Source organism: Pseudomonas sp. OTU5201 (assembly GCF_038440135.1).
GTDB classification, from domain to species: Bacteria; Pseudomonadota; Gammaproteobacteria; order Pseudomonadales; family Pseudomonadaceae; genus Metapseudomonas; species Metapseudomonas resinovorans.
In genome coordinates, this window is sequence record NZ_JASATC010000013.1 from 1 (window position 1) to 18,049 (window position 18,049).

The 18,049-nt window shown below is 56.0% G+C and carries 15 protein-coding genes; 7 read left to right on the forward strand and 8 right to left on the reverse strand.

Annotation, left to right across the window (positions count from 1 at the left end):
* Positions 1-60 precede the first annotated feature (60 nt).
* Entirely contained in the window at positions 61-1,143 is a 1,083-nt protein-coding gene (locus tag AAHM40_RS10290) for an alkene reductase (RefSeq protein ID WP_342244538.1), read from the reverse strand.
* 163 nt (positions 1,144-1,306) lie between these two features.
* On the opposite strand from AAHM40_RS10290, the gene AAHM40_RS10295 reads away from it, so the two are divergent.
* From AAHM40_RS10295 to AAHM40_RS10320, 6 genes are all read left to right on the forward strand, one after another.
* Positions 1,307-2,206: a LysR substrate-binding domain-containing protein gene (locus AAHM40_RS10295; protein WP_342244539.1), complete on the forward strand. Its 900-nt coding sequence runs from the start codon at positions 1,307-1,309 to the stop codon at positions 2,204-2,206.
* Positions 2,207-2,501: 295 nt separating this feature from the next.
* Positions 2,502-3,221 carry an SDR family NAD(P)-dependent oxidoreductase gene (locus AAHM40_RS10300; protein WP_342244540.1) on the forward strand — a complete coding sequence of 240 codons (720 nt, stop codon included), beginning with the start codon at positions 2,502-2,504 and terminating at the stop codon, positions 3,219-3,221.
* Positions 3,222-3,345: 124 nt separating this feature from the next.
* Entirely contained in the window at positions 3,346-4,263 is a 918-nt protein-coding gene (locus AAHM40_RS10305; protein ID WP_342244541.1) for an alpha/beta hydrolase, read from the forward strand.
* Between the two features lie 599 nt (positions 4,264-4,862).
* Positions 4,863-6,710 carry a transposase family protein gene (locus tag AAHM40_RS10310; protein ID WP_342244542.1) on the forward strand — a complete coding sequence of 616 codons (1,848 nt, stop codon included), beginning with the start codon at positions 4,863-4,865 and terminating at the stop codon, positions 6,708-6,710.
* On the forward strand, positions 6,703-7,563 hold the full coding sequence (locus AAHM40_RS10315) for a TniB family NTP-binding protein (protein WP_342244543.1): 861 nt from the start codon (positions 6,703-6,705) through the stop codon (positions 7,561-7,563). Before AAHM40_RS10310 ends, AAHM40_RS10315 begins: the two co-directional genes overlap by 8 nt.
* A gap of 16 nt (positions 7,564-7,579) precedes the next feature.
* Positions 7,580-8,611, forward strand: coding sequence for a hypothetical protein (locus AAHM40_RS10320; protein WP_342244544.1), 1,032 nt, complete (start codon positions 7,580-7,582; stop codon positions 8,609-8,611).
* Positions 8,612-9,570: 959 nt separating this feature from the next.
* On the opposite strand, the gene AAHM40_RS10325 is transcribed toward AAHM40_RS10320, so the two are convergent.
* Together AAHM40_RS10325 and AAHM40_RS10330 are read right to left on the reverse strand one after the other, a co-directional pair.
* The gene (locus AAHM40_RS10325) at positions 9,571-10,428 is read right to left on the reverse strand and encodes an inositol monophosphatase family protein (RefSeq protein WP_342244545.1); all 858 of its coding nucleotides are present in this window, start codon (positions 10,426-10,428) and stop codon (positions 9,571-9,573) included.
* Positions 10,429-10,457: 29 nt separating this feature from the next.
* Positions 10,458-11,447, reverse strand: coding sequence for a DNA-binding protein (locus AAHM40_RS10330; RefSeq protein WP_342244546.1), 990 nt, complete (start codon positions 11,445-11,447; stop codon positions 10,458-10,460).
* 173 nt (positions 11,448-11,620) lie between these two features.
* On the opposite strand from AAHM40_RS10330, the gene AAHM40_RS10335 reads away from it, so the two are divergent.
* The gene (locus tag AAHM40_RS10335) at positions 11,621-12,610 is read left to right on the forward strand and encodes a site-specific integrase (RefSeq protein ID WP_342244547.1); all 990 of its coding nucleotides are present in this window, start codon (positions 11,621-11,623) and stop codon (positions 12,608-12,610) included.
* On the opposite strand, the gene AAHM40_RS10340 is transcribed toward AAHM40_RS10335, so the two are convergent.
* The 5 genes from AAHM40_RS10340 to AAHM40_RS10360 all read right to left on the reverse strand — a co-directional run bounded on the left by AAHM40_RS10340 (position 12,582) and on the right by AAHM40_RS10360 (position 17,990).
* A complete protein-coding gene (locus AAHM40_RS10340) occupies positions 12,582-12,773 on the reverse strand; it encodes a DUF7740 domain-containing protein (protein WP_342244641.1) in 192 nt (63 codons plus the stop codon). The genes AAHM40_RS10335 and AAHM40_RS10340 overlap by 29 nt on opposite strands.
* Positions 12,774-13,375: 602 nt before the next feature.
* Complete coding sequence (locus AAHM40_RS10345) at positions 13,376-14,476, reverse strand: alpha/beta hydrolase (protein WP_342244548.1); 1,101 nt, start codon at positions 14,474-14,476, stop codon at positions 13,376-13,378.
* A gap of 380 nt (positions 14,477-14,856) precedes the next feature.
* Positions 14,857-15,303, reverse strand: coding sequence for a hypothetical protein (locus tag AAHM40_RS10350; protein ID WP_342244549.1), 447 nt, complete (start codon positions 15,301-15,303; stop codon positions 14,857-14,859).
* Positions 15,304-15,441: 138 nt separating this feature from the next.
* A complete protein-coding gene (locus tag AAHM40_RS10355; protein WP_342244550.1) occupies positions 15,442-16,974 on the reverse strand; it encodes a DHA2 family efflux MFS transporter permease subunit in 1,533 nt (510 codons plus the stop codon).
* Between the two features lie 17 nt (positions 16,975-16,991).
* The gene (locus tag AAHM40_RS10360) at positions 16,992-17,990 is read right to left on the reverse strand and encodes an HlyD family secretion protein (protein WP_342244551.1); all 999 of its coding nucleotides are present in this window, start codon (positions 17,988-17,990) and stop codon (positions 16,992-16,994) included.
* Positions 17,991-18,049: the final 59 nt, after the last annotated feature.

Genomic DNA, 18,049 nt, shown 5'->3' on the forward strand with positions numbered 1-18,049 from the left:
CCCCCCCCCCCCCCCCCCCCCCCCCCCCCCCCCCCCCCCCCCCCCCGGGCTCCGCGCCACTTATACGCGGGTAAACTCGGTGTAGCCTTCTGCACCGCCACCAAAGTACGTTTCCATCGGTGCTTCGTACAGGGGCGCCTGCGCTTGAAACCGCTCGACGAGGTCAGGGTTGCCAATGAAGGGTTTGCCAAAGGCGATCATGTCCGCGTGACCGGAAGCGGTGGCATCAATGGCTCGCTGTCGGTCGTACCCGTTGTTGGCGATGTAGGCGCCACCGAAGGCCGCACGAAGGGCCTGCACATCAAACAAGTCGGCGCCATTGCCGCCGTGTAGCTGGCCTTCGACGACATGCAGATAGGCGAGCCCCATTTCACCAAGGCGACGAGCCAGGTAGCTATGGGTCTCCATCGGCGCGCTGTCCAGCGGCGTGTCGCCGATTGCTGTGGAGAGGGGCGATAGGCGCAGCCCCACGCGGTCGGCACCCCAGATATCGGCAACAGCTTCTACGACTTCCAATGGGAAACGGGCACGGTTCTCCAGGGAGCCACCGTAGCGGTCATCGCGGTGGTTGGTGCTGTCGCGCAGGAATTGCTCCAGCAGATAACCATTGGCCGCATGCACTTCCACACCATCGAATCCCGCCTCCTTGGCGAGGCGCGCGGCGTGACGATAGTCCTCCAGGATGCCGGCGATCTCTTCGGTCGCCAGCGCGCGCGGCATCGACGGGGGCAGGTGGCCGGCTTCGGTGAAGACGTTGCCACCGGCTTGGATTGCGGACGGTGCCACAGGTGCAGCGCCTCCCTCCTGCAGGCTGATGTGGGACATACGACCAACGTGCCAGAGTTGGACCACGATACGGCCGCCGGCGGCGTGGACGGCCTCTGTCACGGGTGCCCAGGCGGCCACGTGCGCGTCGGTGTAGATCCCGGGGGTGTATGCATAGCCTCGGCCCTGGCGGGAGATGTTGGTGGCCTCGGTGATGATCAGGCCTGCCGAGGCACGTTGTCCGTAGTAATCGATCGCCAGGGGCGTCTGAACGCCGTTCATGTCAGCGCGGGAGCGGGTCAGCGGCGCCATGGCTATCTTGTTACGGACTTCGATGGCACCGAGGCGGGTAGGGGAGAAGAGCGATTCGGAAGACATGGCGGCTCCAGTTCGAATGCAGGGATAAGGAACACGGGGTGCCGGTCGGGAAGGACCAGCAACTCGTCAACGAGGCTCAGATTGCGCGCCATGAAGTCATTCAGCCAATTTATCTGTTGAATTCCAGTTATGCCATAAGCAATATGACTGGATGCGCTACGACATGAACCTGCTACCCGTTTTCCTGACGCTGATGGAAGAGCGCAATGTCACGCGGGCGGCCGAACGCCTGGGAATGACGCAGCCAGCGCTGTCCAACGCCTTGGCGCGACTTCGGGACATGCTTCAGGACCCGCTGTTCATTCGTGAGCGATACGGGATGCAGCCCACCGAGAAGGCCGAAGCGCTGGCTCCCGGTATCGCCGCTGCCGTTTCGAGCCTGGACGAACTGGTGCTTGGCCAGCAGGGTTTCGACCCTACCAAGGCGAAGCGTCTGTTCACCTTGGCACCCAACAGCTACGTCGAGTTCGTGCTATTGCCGGGCATCGTCGCGCGTCTGCGCGAACGGGCGCCAGGCATCCGGCTGCGGATGGTGCCGTATGGCGCCGACCTGGCAGAGACCGGGGTCATCTCCGGAACAACGGCGATGGTGTTGGGGCGCATCACTGACCCGCCCGACAATCTGGTCGTGCAACCCCTGATGGAAGACGGCCTGGCCTGCGTGGTTCGCGCCGACCATCCACGTATCAGCAAACGGATATCCAGACAGCAGTACGAACAGCTTCGGCACGTCACCGTACTTCCTCCGGGGCGCTTGCGAGCAGGCCTGTTTCAGACGCTCCAGCGGCAGGGACTGCAGCGAGAGGTGGCTGTCTCGGTTACGCACTTCCTGGCCATCCCGGAACTCATAGCCGCGACGGATTATTGCGCGACCCTGCCCAAGCTGATCTGCCAGCATTTGGCCCGCGACCCACGGTTGAAAGTGCTGGCTGCGCCTGTCGACCTGGGCACATTTCCGGTGGAGATGGCGTGGCACGTTCGCTACCGCCATGACCCCGCGCATCAGTGGCTGCGTGACCTCGTTGGTGAGGTCGCACGCGAAGCCGTGTTCAATCAGTCGTAATCCACCCGCAACAGGGCCTGCTGCGCAAAAGCGTCAGTCAGATCGTCTTTCAAGCTGCAGGTCCTGCCCGCGTTGTGAAGCGCAAGCCAGTAGCCCCGGGCACCGGCTTTACGAGGCTTCACAACGATTTACTCGCGGCGTTCCGACCTCGAGCCATAGAGTCGAATCACGAAGGCAGACAGTTCTTTCGTTACTTCCCGATGCTGGATACCCCGCGTGCACCTATCCGGCAGGTGTTTGCCACCGGTTGAGCACGCATCGGAGAACCACAAACGCAAGACGAGAGGTGAATGACATGAGACTGAAAGACAAAGTCGTTCTGGTCACTGGCGCGTCCGGAGGCATCGGGTCTTCGGTGTCGGAGCTGTTTGCCAGGGAGGGGGCCATCGTGGTGGCGACCGACATTGCGACACCCCCATCACCGTACCCGGCAGGCATCGAATCCATGCACCTCGACGTGACCAGCGAGAGCGAATGGAAGAGCGTCGTCAGCGAGATCGTCAAGAAGCACGACCGCATCGACGTGCTGGTCAATAACGCAGGCATCATTGCCTACGAGCCCTTGCACGAACTGCAAATGAAGGAATGGCTGCAGATGATTGCCGTCGATCAGACGGGCGTCTTCCTCGGCATGCGGGAGGTCATTCCGGTGATGCGCAAGCAGAGGAGGGGATCGATAATCAACATTTCATCCATCTGGGGCAGCGCCGCGGTTGCTGGCGCGCACTCGTATCATGCGGCCAAGGGCGCCGTTCGCAATATGTCGAAGAACGCGGCAATGACGTACGTCGCCGACGGAATCCGCGTCAACTCGGTGCATCCAGGCTTCATCCACACAGCACTCACCGACGCACAGGCGCCTGAGCTCAATGAGGTGGTGATCGCATCCACGCCAATGAAGCGAGGGGGACAACCGATCGAGGTCGCCTACGGCTGTCTGTTCCTGGCATCCGATGAATCGAGCTACGTCACGGGGACGGAGCTGGTCATCGATGGCGGCTACTTGGCCCAATAGCGGCTCGACTTCCTGGGCCTTGCCAACACTGGCCGGCTCTGTGCCAGAGCTGGCCTACGCAGCGGGTCCTCACCCATTTGCAGCAGCCAATCGGCGATCTGAACACTACTTCGGAGGTCCTGACATGCCCATCCCCCCTATGGTCCAGGAGCGGATCGACGCCTGGAATGCCGCGACTATCGATTTTGGCCCCCTCATGCGCGGGGAACCCGGATCCTGGGCCAACGCCCGGGCGCAATATCTGACGGCGCTTACCGTCCATCCCACGCCCGACGGGGTGACCGTGGACGAGATTCAGATGGGACGCGTGCCGGCCACCCTGGTTACTCCCGAGAACATCGAGGACGGCAGGGTAATGCTCTACATTCACGGTGGCGGGTATGTGGCAGGAAGCCCTGCGGGCTATCACGGAATCGCGGGGAACTACGCAAAGCTGCTAAAGGCGAGGGTCTACATGCCTGACTATCGCCTGGCACCGGAGCATCCTTTCCCGGCAGCCATCGATGACACGCTGGCCTCATACCAATGGCTTCTGGATCAAGGCATTCCCGCTCGCTCGATAGTGTTCTCGGGCGATTCCGCCGGCGGTTCTATGGTGGTGACGGTGATGGTCGCCGCGCGAGCTGCAGGCCTGCCGCTTCCTGCTGCCGGCGTGGCGCTTTCGCCTTGGGCCAACCTTGAGCACGCGGGTTCGTCAATGATGACCCGCGATGGCATCGATCCTACCGTTAACCTGGTGGGTCTGAACCTGATGGCCAGTACGTTCTTGCAGGGCGCCTTGCGCAATGACCCTGGCGCATCTCCGATATTTGCGGATGTTCGGGGGTTGCCCCCGATCGCGATTCATATCGGCGAAAGCGAGGTGATGCTCAGTGATGCGATGCGGCTTGCCACGCACCTGGCCGAGAATCGTGTGCGCGTGACCCTGGAGGTCTGGCCACGCATGTTCCATGTCTGGCACTTATTCGCCGCGATTTTGCCCGAGGGGCGACGCGCGCTGGAGCATGCAGCAGCATTCCTTGAAGACGCCTGGAGACCATGAATTGAACAGAATCTTGGATTGTGCGTAGTGGATGCCTGGAAAATTGACACGGTTTTCTAAAAGATGGACTTCTCTAAGTTTATGAAAATAAAAGAAAAAATTTTTGAAAGCGGGAATCTATCAGCGATGGATCAGAGATATTCCCGCTTTTGAAAAACGAAACGTTGCTCCTAGCAGTCCCAGACTGGGACTACTCTGCAGAGCCAGTTCCAGTCTGGGACTGCTAGTCCCAATATTCTTATTAGTGATAGGCAGATTAACCATCGCCTAAATCGCGCCTTAAATTCCACGCTACTTCTACTCATTGCATTGGTCTGATTACAGCCCTCGCGGTTGATCCTTTTTCTCGCAAAGAGAGATAGGTACTTAGCATTCTACCTAAAGAAATACTCTCTTCTTACGCTAATGAGCAGCCGTCTTATGCGGTCAAATACCCATGGCTTTATGTGCAAGATGCATCGACCTTGACTGTCTGCAAAATATGGGCTCTAAAGTATGCGGGGGATCCTGAGTTAATCGCTGATTGTGTTGTGCACAACGCGTCGCTCTTCTGGCGCAGCAGTGTGTTTGACTGTATTTACTTGGATGGGCTTCATGTCATGAGTAGCGTGGAGATAAAAAAAGGGCTTGTGGTGGTGGCAAAAGGGGCAGTCTGTAAGATTGCGAAAATTATCTCTGGAGAGAAGATTTCAGTCGTAAGTCAGAAAGAAAATAAGAGATTTATCGTTTCCCTTGACGAGATAGAGTTTTTGCCCGCTGTCAGTGATGACGGAATTGCATTGATATCTCCGGAGCTTGATGAGCTGGTTAGTAGTGTGTCCGACGAAGAAATCGCTTTGGCAGAGAAACGTTTCAATGTCATTGGACGATACTTGTCTGGAGATATGGGGCTAGATGAGGCGCTCACTAGTCTGGAGATGTCTAAATCAAACTTCTACAGAATGAAGGGGCGCTACAGCGAGGAGGTCGGAATCTACTCGCTCTTAAGATATCCGAGAGGGGCTTCAAAGAACACGTTGAAACTGGTCGAGGTGGTTGAAAAGTATATTGAGCAAAGTATTAATGAGGAATATAAGGGGAATGCGGCCTCAATTTCTGTTGTTTGGAGATCCGTTGAGTCGAAGTGTATAAGGGGCGGCCTTCCTATCCCCTCTATAACTGCGGTTAGGAAAAGAATCAAAATGCGGGACGAGAGGGAGTTGTATAAGAAGAAGCACGGTGCTGATGCAGCAAGCCAAAAGCATGACGCTAGACCAGGGAAGAAAATAGTTTCTCGGCCGTTCGAATGGGTGCAGATGGATCACACGCTCGTGGATATTATCCTGGTTGATAACGATCGAAGGAGACCATTAGGGAGGCCATGGCTAACAGTGCTCATCGATCTATATACTCGGGTTATTCTTGGCTACTATCTTAGTTTGCATGCACCATCCACAGTTTCTGTTGCGTGCGCTATTTCTCATGCTGCACTCCCTAAGTTTTCATTCCTGAATCAATTGGGTGTTGATCCTGAAAGGTACCCGTTTTATGGGGTGCCTAAAGTAATCCACATGGATAACGCAAAGGAGTTTAGGAGTGTAAAATTCGAAAGCGCATGTAGTCGGAATAAGATAAAGCCGGAGTGGAGGCCCCGTGGAAGGAAACATTATGGCGGGCACGTGGAGAGCCTTATTGGCACATTTATGACCGATAAAGTGCATTTCTTGCCAGGGACAACATACTCAAACGTTGTAAAGCGTCGGGGTCATGATAGCGATAAAACTTCGGCCTTGACATTTAAAGAGTTTACAAAGTGGTTTGTTAAAGAGGTCTGCATTTATCATGGTCGAAAGCATTCGGGACTTGGTTGTTCGCCGGCCACCAAGTGGGGTGAGTACTTTAACATGGGGGACGGAGTTCCAGTCCATCCACCCATAGTTGCAAATCCATTCAAGTTTAAGCTTGATTTTATGCCTGAGCTGAACAGGCGAATTAGGCGTGAGGGAATAGAGTTCAATAAGTGCTTTTACTGGGATTCGGCCTTGAGGGCGCACGTAGGGAAGACCGGAATCATGATTAAATATGACCCCTTCTCTCTGAAGACAATATGGGCGTACCTCGACGGGGAATATCTCCCTGTCAATTTCTCTGATGCAACAAAGGCAGACTTTAGTCTTGAAGAGTATCGCGCACGAAAGAAACAGAGCCGAAGTGCGGCAAAGACACCACCTGGAGGGCTGGAGGATCATTCCTTGGCTGATTTTGTGGAGGATAATAAGCAACTTGTAAAGAGTAGTCAGCGCGAGACAAGAAGGGCTCGAAAAGCTGAAGCCGCGCGCTCTGAATATCTCTCATCTCAGCGTGAAGAGTCGAGCGGACCTAGCGTGCGTAGTGATGAGGCAGATAGGGAAGAGCGGCCTAACTATTCGCAAAGGGCGACGCCATTCAAGGGTAAGAGCTATGATTGATGGTCAGCATTTAAATTCTAGTCGCAGAATGCTTCTGAGTTTCAGTGATGATCGTCGCATAAGTGAGATTCAGAACGATAAAGCCTGGATTGATTACCCGCGGTCCGAAGAAGTTTTTAGGATGGTAGATAATATATTGGCTGTGCCCGATAGAAATCAGGCTCCTTGTCTATTGGTGTATGGGGAGGGCGGCACTGGAAAATCAAGCATTGTTAGAAAGCTACAGTCCTTTAAGCGGTTCAGCGACAAGTTGGTATTTGTTGATTTGACGGTAAAGCCGGATGGCCTCAAATTTCCCGAATTGATTGCTCGCGCACTAGGCGTGCCGAGTGGGCTCATAAAATATTCTCGCGCGCAGCCCGATGGTTTGCCTGCTGAATTGCTAAATATAATAAAGCTTAGAAAGATTAAAGGCATAGTGCTTGATGAATTGCATGACGCATTTTTAGTTCCTCGCAATGAGCAGCATCGAAATCTGTCGCTGACTAAGGGGCTCTCGAATGCGCCGTACGGTCTTTCTGTGCTTGGCTTTGGGGTAGCATCGGCCCACGCTTCGCTCAAGAGCGACAACCAATTATACCGACGATTTAATATGATTGAACTTTGTGATTGGTCGGATAGCGATGATTTTCGATCTTTTCTTCTTGGTATCGAAGGACACATTCCGCTGAGAAAACCTTCTTTCTTAGACTCAGAGGAAATCACAGGTTTTTTGCTGGAAAGAACTGGAGGCAGGATGGATTCCATTATTGGAATGATTCGTGCCGCAGCTTGTTACGCGATAAAGAGTGGAGAGGAAAAAATTTCGATAAATTTGCTGCGCAAAGCTTACTCAAGTCCTTGGGGGTATTAAGCGCCGCGAGGGTTTCATGAAAATATCCGGTTTGCCTACAATTAGATATGATGAGTGTTTAATGTCGTGGTTGGTTCGCTCCGCCAGTTCGATTGGCGAAGAGAGCGTGTTGGAATATGCTAATTCTCTGGAAGATCCTGATTTTGATCTCACGAATAAAAATGTGGTTGGCTTTCTATCTGGACTTGGAGTGGGGGAGGAAATTGCCAGAGGCTGCTTTGGGGCGCGGACAACTTGGTTGCTCCCTTGGGAAAATCGCGCTGCATACTGTTTGCTGTGTCTCCAAGAGGATATTTCCGCTGGTGGCTCTCCTTATTGGAGAAAAACTTGGTGCTATCTGCATTGTCCAGTCTGTGTAAAGCATCGGCAGCTATTGGTGGTCGCTGACCCTCTTAGTATCGGTTTACAGAAATCCTGGGTAGTTTTTATTGAGGAGTGCAATGGGCGGTACAATCGAAGTACTAAGTGCAGAGTTCCGTGGAAGCAGCCATCAGCCCCCGATGGAGTAACAATGTTGGCCTTAAGGGTTCAGGAGTTTCTGACTAGGGCGCATATATCGAATTTCGTCCGATTACCAGGCATTGATGTTGCGGTTAGCGGGGAAGCCGTCTTGGCAGTAACTCGTCTGCTGCTTGAAAGTTTTTTATTTCCGCGCCTACGTCGCTCACTCGGTAATGGTGTAGCTAGAGCAATGCAAACGGGATTTCCGCGGACTAGCGGCATAGCGTCTATAGAGCAGGCTAGGCAGCTAGGCTGTTCTGACGGCCATGTGTATTCGCGTATGACGGCGCTTATTCTGGTGGGTTGTGTATTTAAGCTATTTCCCGCTGCGCGATTCAATGATGTTAGAAATTCTCTTGGCCTGACTGCCGATGTTTGTAGTGGCGAGGCTTACGATATAGGCCGGAACGGCATGAGGCTGTCATCAGTGACAGAGCATATAATGATAATGGAGTTTCTCAATGGGTTGCCAGAGGGCTTGAAGGTGTGTTTGGGGGAGTTTATTGAAGGCCTCAAGAACAGCAGGGCGGTGGCAGTCCTGAGTTGAACGGTTCTTACCGCGCCAGACCAAGGAAGTATTGGAGTGGAACATACAGTCTCTTGACGACGCTGCGCTTTAAACTTTCCCAGTGAGTTGTGCTGGGAACGAGTGCTGTCGATCGATGGCGATAAGGGATGTGGTGTTTTTACCACTGCAGTAATCCGCCCCACCTGCTCCGGGTACTGTCTGATTTGCTTTATTGGCATCCATACGAGAGCGACCAAGAAGTTTCAGTTGCGTGAGGGCCTCAACCAATCGTTCCTGGGGGCTCTGTACCTGCTGGTTCTGGGAGCACCAGGCTTCGCCCAGGCGCGTTCGCATGCCGCGGCTTACCGCGTCAGCCCGCCCAGATGATTCGAGTAGTAGCGGCGGGGGTGGAGGGGAGGTGGGATCAGATCCCGGAGGCCAGAGTCACCCGAAAAACAGCAGGTAATTGAGCACCAGTAGAGCTGGTCAACAAGTCTCTGAGGTGACGACGGCTTTTCATGGGCGATCTGGGGCTAAGCGCATAGGGTTGGGATTCGAATAAACATCGGATGGCGGAGGGCAGAGCGGGCACGCGCTAAGACTCTGCGTCGCGCCACGCGAAGGCGAATGCCGGCCCATGTTGGTCCCACGCCTCGCCTGAATGGTGCCTACACTCCCTCTTGGTGCAGTTCCCTTCTCGGAAATTAATGTCACTACGATCAATGATCGCGCAATAAAATATCGTACAGCAACTGGATATTGGCTGATTATTTTGAGCTGCATGAATTATGGGTAATTATGCGAAAATTCATAATTTCCAACGCAGGAGGATGAGCACATTGCCGTTAGCATGCCTGCCCTTGTTTACCGCGACGTATGCGCATGTGACATGCGCGCGGATTGACGGTGCAGCTACCGTCCAATACCCTAAGTTCAAGACCATAACCCCACGCCTCGGACGGGATTCACCCCGAACTGCGCACCAGGGGGTTTGTTGTTTACGGGGGGCTCAGATTGCTCCCTTCTGCCAGACTTTCTGGTGCGCCCAGTACACGCTCCCAATTGCGGACGCTAAGGTCCCGGCAGGCCTGCTCCGCCCCGCCAAAGCAGTGCTTCGACACCATGGCCATAGCGGTGTCGGTTTGGTAACTGATTGGTTGCCCATGCTCGCCCAGCAGCACGCCCCCACTGGCCCGCAATAGCGCGTGGCCGGCCGCCACGTCATGGGCTGACACCGGGTACAACGACACCGCGCATACCGCATCGCCGGCAGCGACCCGTGCTAGGCGATATGCGATGCTTGGCATGCCATGAAATCGAGCGGGTGCGCAGAGTTCGGCATTCAACTGCGGCTTGGTCGCTGCAGCAGCACTGACCATGACGGTTGTCTGCGTGTCCAGGCGTTGCTGACGCAAATCGACCGAGACGGGATCGCCGTTCCGCAAGAGGTACCCCATCCCTTCAGTCCAGGCGATGCAATCGGCGCCACGGTCCTCGGTGACTGGCGCATATACGATACCGAGCACTGGAAGTGCATCGCGCAACAGGCCAACCGAGATTGCCGAGCCTTTCCGGCCTTTCAGGAAATCGCTGGTCCCGTCGTTGGGATCGACCACCCAGCACCACCGGTGTCCAGTGAGGGTATGCCCGGTTTCTTCGCCCCAGTAGTCGCAATCCAGCAAATCCAGCAGTGCCTTGCGCAGGCGCTGCTCAATCTCCATGTCTACAGCAGCCTTGTCATCCTGACCGCGCGGACCGTGAGGGCGGAGCCATTCTTCGACCAAGAGTTGCCCCGCCAGAAGTACCTGGCTCATAGCCTGGCGGAGTAGGGCGGGAAGGTTGAGTTGGCGTGTCATCAGCACCTCTGTACAGAGCCGAGTTTAGCTCAGCGGGGAGCAGCATTCTCTGGAGGATGACCTAAGATCTTCAGCTGCGTGAGGGCTTCGACCAGGCGTTCTTGGAGGCTCTGTACCTGCTGGTCGTGAGCGTCCTTGGCTTCCCTCAGGCGAGCGACTTCACCTTGCAGCGTATCGCAGCGCTCCCGCAAAGCACCGTTCTCCTGCTCGACCTGTGTGCGGGACTGCATCTCACTGGCCAGAGTCTGTTGGCGCTGCTCCAGTTGCCGCTGCAACGAGTGCAGGTCTTTCTGTTGCTGACGACCTTCCGCCAGCAGGCGGGCGTTGTCGCGGTTCAGCTGGGTTAGTTCGTCCTGCTTGATCATCAGCGTTTGTTGCAGCTGACGCAGTTCCAATTGCAGCTGCTGCACCTGTGTCTCGTGACGGCGCTGGTCTTGCTCACGCTGCTCTTTAGCGGCTTGACGGTAGTGCTCCAAAGCATCGCGCGCATGCTGATGCTTCTCCTCCAGCGAACGAATTTGTCCGTCACGATCCTGTAGTCGTGTTTCCAGGTCGCGGTTGGCCTGGAGAAAGCGAGCGTTCTCGACCTCGGCCTGCTGGCGGACCTGTCGCTCCTGCTGAAGTGCCTGCTGCGCAACCTGCAACTGCTCGGTGAGGCCTGCGCATTGGGCTTCGGACTGGTGGCAACGCTCCTCTGTTTGGCTGAGACGATCTTGGTATCCACGACGCTCGCTGGCCAACTGTTCGCGTTCGACGGCCATCGCCGCCTGTGCTTCTTCCTGCAACTGCTCTGCCAGATGCGCCACCAAATTGGCCAACTGACCACTGAGCGGTATGGGGGTAGGGCTGCGTCCCTGATCAGCAGCCTCCAGTTCCTTCAGATAACGGTGAATGGTGGTCTTCGAACCGGTATTCCCCAGCTCAATCCGCACCGCATCGATGCTCGGGTGTTCGCCACGGGCGAGGAGGGCAGTGCGGGCTTTTTGCACCACCGCCTTGTTAATACCACCACGCGCCATGTCGATCTCCTACGATTTCGTACCGATATACATACCATGTATTTACATTCTATTTTCTGTACATGTTTCTCGCTAGATGACATCTAGCGTAAGATTGGATAATCACGAATTATCCAAGGTGAGAGCGCTTTTTGGCCGGTTCTTGCGCAAAAGGCGGTACAATGGGGGGAGCGATGCAGCACGACATCGAGCGCTACCTGCAGGCGGGCACCCGGGCCAATACCCGGCGCAGCTACCAGCAGGCGATCGAGCACTTCGAGGTGAGCTGGGGCGGCTTCTTGCCGGCCACCAGCGATGCCATCGTGCGCTACCTGGTCGACCACGCCGGCACCCTGGCGAGAAGTACGCTGAAGCTACGTTTGGCTGCTTTGGCGCAGTGGCACGTCAGCCAGGGCTTTCCCGACCCGACCAAGACGCCGCTGGTGCGCCAGGTGCTGAAGGGCATCCGCACCCTGCACCCGAAACCGGAGAAGCAGGCCGAGCCGTTGCAGTTGCGCGAGTTGGAGCAGTGCGTGGTCTGGCTGGAGTGCACCGGGGCGGTGGCGCGGGCGGAGGGCGACTTACCGAAGCTGCTGCGTTGCTGGCGGGATCGCGCGCTGCTGCTGATCGGCTTCTGGCGCGCCTTTCGCAGCGATGAACTGTGCCGCCTGCAGGTGGAGCACATCCAGGTGCGATCGGGGGAGGGCATGCAGCTGTTCCTCCCGTGGAGCAAGGGTGACCGCGACAACCAGGGTCAGACCTACCCGGCGCCGGCCCTAACCCGACTCTGTCCGGTGCAGGCTTACAGCGACTGGATCAGTGTCGCCGGCATCGCCCGTGGGCCAGTATTCCGCGGCATTGACCGCTGGGGTCACCTGAGCGAGCAGGGCCTGCATCCGCACAGTGTGATCCCGCTGCTGCGCGCGGTGCTGAAAGAAGCGGGCTTGCCCGCCACGCTGTATAGCAGCCACTCCCTGCGCCGTGGCTTTGCCACCTGGGCCACGCGCAGTGGTTGGGACCAGAAGGCGCTGATGAACTATGTCGGTTGGCGCGATGCCAAATCGGCGTTGCGCTATGTCGACAGTACGGGGATTTTTCCTGGGCAGTTACGGTCGCTTTCGCCGAGTTTGCAGGCCGAAGACATTCCGAGCCTGCCTAGTCCAGGTGCTCGGTTAGGTAATTGACCAGTCTGAGCGGCTCGCTGCTGTCGACGATGGCGTACATCAGGTCTCGCTTGCTGCGCGGAAGCAATTTGGCGCAGCGCTTGGCCGTGGTCTTGATCGCGGAGTTACTGCCGTGGATGCGCGCGGCGAGGAAGAGGGCGAGGGTAGCGTCCTGAAGGTTCACAGTCACGTGCTCATGCGATCTGCGGGAAATATGCATCTAGCCATTATGCTGCTCAATGGCATTGGCGCGATAGATTCACTTCAACACTGAGCGGATAGTTCCTTCCCAGGGCCGCCTATCAACGGGAGAAATTTTCCAGGGCTGAACGCTCACGACTATTAGCTTCAGCTGAAGCGACTAGTTCATTTGAGACTGTTACCCCATCGCGCACGAAGTTTCCCTTTCGCATCTTGCTCCACCTCATCGACCTCCCTCTGGCGGCGTTGCTCTCCGGTTCGGGCCTGGGCATCCGAGCGGCGGTCGCGCTCCAGGAGCACCAGTCGACATTCAACCAGTGGTTTGTCCCGACGGCCTGGAACACCAAGTAGGTGGCGATCCATAAGTGCGCCGAGATTCATCTACGCCGGCCGTACCAGACCCGTTACATTTTTGCCTGCTGGTGCCTAACCACTCGAGACCACCTGGCATTCATCTCCATACAGATTGGCCATAAGGACTTCACCGTGCTGGTGAAGGTGTATGCCAAATGGATGGATGACGAGAGGCCTCATGCAATCATTTTCATTTGGAACAACCTGCTTAGAGGCCGGTAGAAGCAATCATCACGGAAGGAACTTCCAGTAATCGCCTGCGTCGGTTGAGTATTTTTTCAGTCTGAACCTGTCCGACGCCCTTTTTCCGTCCCCAAAGAGCACGTACATATCGGCTATCAAAGAGTCGGAGTCGCCATAATATGAATGCCCCAGGAAACCCGTCTTTATCAAGCTGGCATCAATAGTTTCAATTCCCGGCAAAACTAAAACTTCGGTTGAGTCACCTATCCGGGAATAGTCATGGAATTCCTTCGACGCGATTAGCGCACGATCCTTGGAGGATGCATAGAGAGTGACAGGCCGTTGTCCAGCGGCAATCGCTGGAGCGATCTTGTCGGTAAAAACTCCGGTATCGATGTCCGGCGCCGCCAAAACAATCTCTCTGAGCTTTGATTTCAAATCGGGATGTTGTTCGTACAGCCGGACGATCGAGGTGGTCACTGCTCGATTCCCCATGCTATGAGCGATGAGATACATCTTCTTCACGTCAGGGCGTTTCAGGTAATCCACCAAAAACCGGTACAGCCCTAACTCAGCCCACTCGACCGTCGCTTCATCCGCTGGGTAGGCCTCAAACGCATCTTTTGAGGGCCAGCTGAAGAACGCCGGCACACCCTTGAATTTCAGATCATAGGCCATCTGCGCAGTGCGCTTCGCCGCATCCTCGAAACCCACGTTGTAACCATGCACATAGATGAACGTTGCGCCATCCTCTTGCAAATAACTATACAAGTAATCGTCAAATTGCTGCTTAGTGAATGCCCGCCCATCTCTAAGGGTAATATGCTTTTCTTCATCCTCCCTGAACTCGAAACTTAACCAGGACGGCGATTCAATCACCCCAATTCTATGATCAGGGGGAATACTGACGTCGCAATACCCGTATGACAGCGTCGCCCTCTCCGCCCCAAACATGCCGGCGCAAGTAAAGCGTTCCTGAATGAGGTTTCGGTTTGTAGCGAACATCACGCGAACTAAGGCTTTGGCCGAGTCCGGCGGTGACATCGGTTCTGGAGGAGGACTTGTGTCACCCTGGAAGCTCTCACAGCCGGAAACCAACAACTGAAACAGAATGATTAACGGAACAAATCCTTTCATAGAAATATTCATGGGTCCCTCCGAGCAATGCTGATGGGGCATCCGATGACTTCACTGGCACAAGGCAGACGCGAAGCAAAGGTGGCAACGAAAACAGGTGAATGATGTCCATTTGCGATCATAGCCTACAGCAGCAAATCGGGCAGCTTCGGTGTGGCCAGAGGGACGCCGGCCAAAGCATGGTAGAGTCGAAAAACTTCACTCTCCCCGCAGCAATGGCCATCAGGTTATTCACCGATTTTCCCCAATGCTGCTCCTAAAGATTACAGAAATTGCGCTAACCATCTGATAGGGAAGGACATTTCTACCAGTAGATGCAGCGCCGACCAACGTCGGCTAATGCAATCCGTAAATGTACGTCTCTAAACGCCGGCATGTATGGGGGGCGAGATTCAACCAATTTCTCCGCAGAATATCTCTCGATTCCCATCCGCCGGTCCGGTACGAAGCACAATGGAGTAATCCCCAGAGCGCAATGTGCTAAGGGGGACGTTTGCCCTTCTCGAAAGCGTCCAGCCACGCTTGCTGTTGTCCTTTTCCGTCAATACCCGCTGATTCATCTCAAAGGCAGGATCTGTACTTTGCCTCGTCGCACAGGTGCCCGCGTAGATATAGGAATAGATGTGGACCGGTCGCGTCGTTTCGCTGGGTACCCCACTGATGAAGATTGACATTGAAGTCTCTTCTCCATCGGCGGCGAGGGTGGCTTGGCCAATCTGGCCGGCATTGTGCTGACTAGCAACAAGGGGGATGTTGACGACTTGGCGGTCTGCTACTGATGTACAGCTGACCAAGCCTGCAGCAAGTGTGAGGACTGCAAGATGCTGTTTGCGTTTCATGGTTTGCCTCCGACTAGATGAGGCTCTCAACACGGGAATCAGTGCCCGATCGTGGCGGCTTATGCGGATGCGAAGCACCATTCATTAGTAAATGCCCAATTCCCTTTCTTGTCTTGGCACCCAGATACCGCCGATCGCTCAATCCATCACGGGCGCAGGCTGAGCGCTTCTGCCAGGTGCACGCAGCAGCAGCGTCATCGGCACCGCTATCAGAGTGATGAACATCATCAGGCGGAAGTCCTGCAGGTACGCCAAGGTTGAAGCCTGACGTGTTACCTCGCGGTCGAGTTTCATCAGTCCTTCCGGCGTACCGAGGTGGTAGACGCCCGCTTGAACAGCTTGCTGCAGTGACTGGTTGAACGGCGTCAGGTAACTGGTGAAGACCTCATGGTTGAACTGGGTTCGATGCCCGAGGTAGGTAATGACGATCGAAATGCCGATCCCGCTGCCCACGTTGCGCATCAGGCTGAACAGCGCCGTACCGTCATTGCGAAACCGTGGGGCGAGGGTCGAGAAGCTGATGGTGGTCAACGGCGTGAATATGAGCCCCAGGCCAAAGCCCTGGGTAATGCCGGTGCGAATGATATCGCCGGTGGATGAGTCGGTTGTGAACAGTGTCATTTCCCAGAGTGACAGGCTCGTGAGCAGCAGGCCCGCGGCAATCAGGGGGCGCGGATCAACCTTATTGATCATTCGACCCACCAGCATCATCGCCACCATTGTTCCCAGCCCCCGCGGGGCCAGGACATAGCCGACGTCCAAGACCGGATAGCCCATAAGGTTCTGCATGAAAGGTGGTAGCAAAGCCATCGTGGCGAGCAGGACAATGCCTACCAGGAAGATGAACAGCAGTCCCACACAGAAATTCCGATCCGTGAAGATCGCCGGGTTGATGAAAGGCTGATGGTGCGTCCAGGTGTGGACAGCGAACAGGTAGAGGCAAAGTGCGGCCAGGAAGGCTTCGATGAGAATTTCCGGGCTGGAGAACCAGTCGAGAGACTCCCCTCTGTCCAGCATGATCTGGAAGGCGCCGATGGCGATCGCGAGCAACGAGAAGCCAAGTACGTCGAATTTTCGGGTTGGATCTGGCGTTGTTTCTTTCACCGAGGCAGCCAGCCCCAGCCAAGCCAGTACGCCGAAGGGTAGGTTGATATAAAAGACCCATCGCCAGGAGTAGTACTCAGTCAACCAGCCGCCGAGCGTAGGTCCCAGGATAGGGCCGACCATCACGCCGATACCCCAGATGGCCATCGCGGAACCATGTTTCTCCTTGGGGTACGTATCCAGCAGCAAGGATTGAGACAACGGCACCAGGCTGGCGCCGAAGATTCCCTGGAGGACGCGAAAGAGGACTATCTGCTCCAGAGTTTGCGCCGCGCCACACAGCATCGATGTCAGGGTGAATCCGACAATGGACCAGTTGAGAACACGCTTGCGTCCGAAGCGGGAGGCCAGGAATCCGGTAAGCGGCGTGAATATGGCAGCAGCCACCACGTAGGACGTCAGAACCCAGTTGATCTGTTCCTGGGTTGTTCCCATGCTGCCTTGCACATGCGGCAGGGCGACGTTGGCGATGGTCGTGTCCAGCGCCTGCATGATGGTGGCTAGCATCACGGATAGGGTGATCACTCCACGGCGCGCATCATTCTGCTGGAGCTTGCGTGAATGCATCGTGCAGATTCCGCTTATCAGAACAGGTTGGACAGGCTGCGGCGGTGTGCCGTGTCGATCTCGACGATCGCGCTGAGTCCAGCTCTCAGTTGGGGAACGCTTTCACGCGACTCCAAGCGAATGCGGACGGGGACTCTCTGGCTCACCTTGACCCAATTACCCGTTGCGTTCTGTGCCGGTAGGACAGAGAACTCCGATCCTGTTGCCGGGCTGAGGCTTTCCACGATCCCGGACCAATTCTCGTTCGGGTAAATGTCGAAGCGCACGCCAACTCTTTGGCCAGGGCGAACGTGGGTGAGATCTTTCTCGGGGAAATTGGCCTCGATCCACAGATCGCTATCGGCAACCAGCGTCATTGCGGTGCTGCCAGCCATGACGTACTGCCCGGGTTTGGGCAGGTTGCTGACGCGGCCAGGGAGGAGGGCACGAACCTCCACGCGAGCCAGATCCAGTCGAGCCTGCTCGAGTTCGGCCAATGCGGCGAGGTAGCTTGGATGGTCTTCTGTTGGGCTGTTCACGTCGCCACCCAAGGACTCGGCAATGCGGGTAAGGTCATGCACCTTTGCCGCTTGTTCCTGTTCAGCGATCTGCTTGAGCTGTCTGGCCTCATCGAGTTTGGCAACTGACAGAAAACCTCTTGCTGCGAGGTTCTCCTGGCGCTTCCAGTCCTTGGCAGAAAACTCGGTGCGAGTCCGCGCCAAATCCAGCTCTGCTTTCTTTTCGTGGTAGCTGGCCTTGAGCGAAGCGATGTCGGTACGCACCTGGGCCAGCCGTGCGTCGGCTTTGGCAACCGCGATCCGGAAGCTGGCTGGATCGATGCGGAACAGGAGTTGTCCCGCCTGCACGTCCTGGTTTTCCTTCGCCGCAACCTCAAGCACGATGCCCGAAACGTCCGAACTCACGGGCACTTTGTCGGCCTTCACGTAAGCATTGTCAGTTTCTACATAGCGACCGCCATGCAGGTACAGGGCTAGTGAAGCAGCGATTGCACAGCACGGAACCACGACCATCAGCATGAAGCGGCCGCTTCGCTTTGGCCTGTTAGAAGTATGGATTTCGCTAGTCATCGGCCGAC

Bases quoted from the DNA above. Each gene is read 5' to 3' on its own strand.
- AAHM40_RS10290 (WP_342244538.1), bottom strand. From the start codon at position 1,143: ATGTCTTCCGAATCGCTCTTCTCCCCTACCCGCCTCGGTGCCATCGAA.
- AAHM40_RS10295 (WP_342244539.1), top strand. From the start codon at position 1,307: ATGAACCTGCTACCCGTTTTCCTGACGCTGATGGAAGAGCGCAATGTC.
- AAHM40_RS10300 (WP_342244540.1), top strand. From the start codon at position 2,502: ATGAGACTGAAAGACAAAGTCGTTCTGGTCACTGGCGCGTCCGGAGGC.
- AAHM40_RS10305 (WP_342244541.1), top strand. From the start codon at position 3,346: ATGCCCATCCCCCCTATGGTCCAGGAGCGGATCGACGCCTGGAATGCC.
- AAHM40_RS10310 (WP_342244542.1), top strand. From the start codon at position 4,863: ATGAGTAGCGTGGAGATAAAAAAAGGGCTTGTGGTGGTGGCAAAAGGG.
- AAHM40_RS10315 (WP_342244543.1), top strand. From the start codon at position 6,703: ATGATTGATGGTCAGCATTTAAATTCTAGTCGCAGAATGCTTCTGAGT.
- AAHM40_RS10320 (WP_342244544.1), top strand. From the start codon at position 7,580: ATGAAAATATCCGGTTTGCCTACAATTAGATATGATGAGTGTTTAATG.
- AAHM40_RS10325 (WP_342244545.1), bottom strand. From the start codon at position 10,428: ATGACACGCCAACTCAACCTTCCCGCCCTACTCCGCCAGGCTATGAGC.
- AAHM40_RS10330 (WP_342244546.1), bottom strand. From the start codon at position 11,447: ATGGCGCGTGGTGGTATTAACAAGGCGGTGGTGCAAAAAGCCCGCACT.
- AAHM40_RS10335 (WP_342244547.1), top strand. From the start codon at position 11,621: ATGCAGCACGACATCGAGCGCTACCTGCAGGCGGGCACCCGGGCCAAT.
- AAHM40_RS10345 (WP_342244548.1), bottom strand. From the start codon at position 14,476: ATGAATATTTCTATGAAAGGATTTGTTCCGTTAATCATTCTGTTTCAG.
- AAHM40_RS10350 (WP_342244549.1), bottom strand. From the start codon at position 15,303: ATGAAACGCAAACAGCATCTTGCAGTCCTCACACTTGCTGCAGGCTTG.
- AAHM40_RS10355 (WP_342244550.1), bottom strand. From the start codon at position 16,974: ATGCATTCACGCAAGCTCCAGCAGAATGATGCGCGCCGTGGAGTGATC.
- AAHM40_RS10360 (WP_342244551.1), bottom strand. From the start codon at position 17,990: ATGCTGATGGTCGTGGTTCCGTGCTGTGCAATCGCTGCTTCACTAGCC.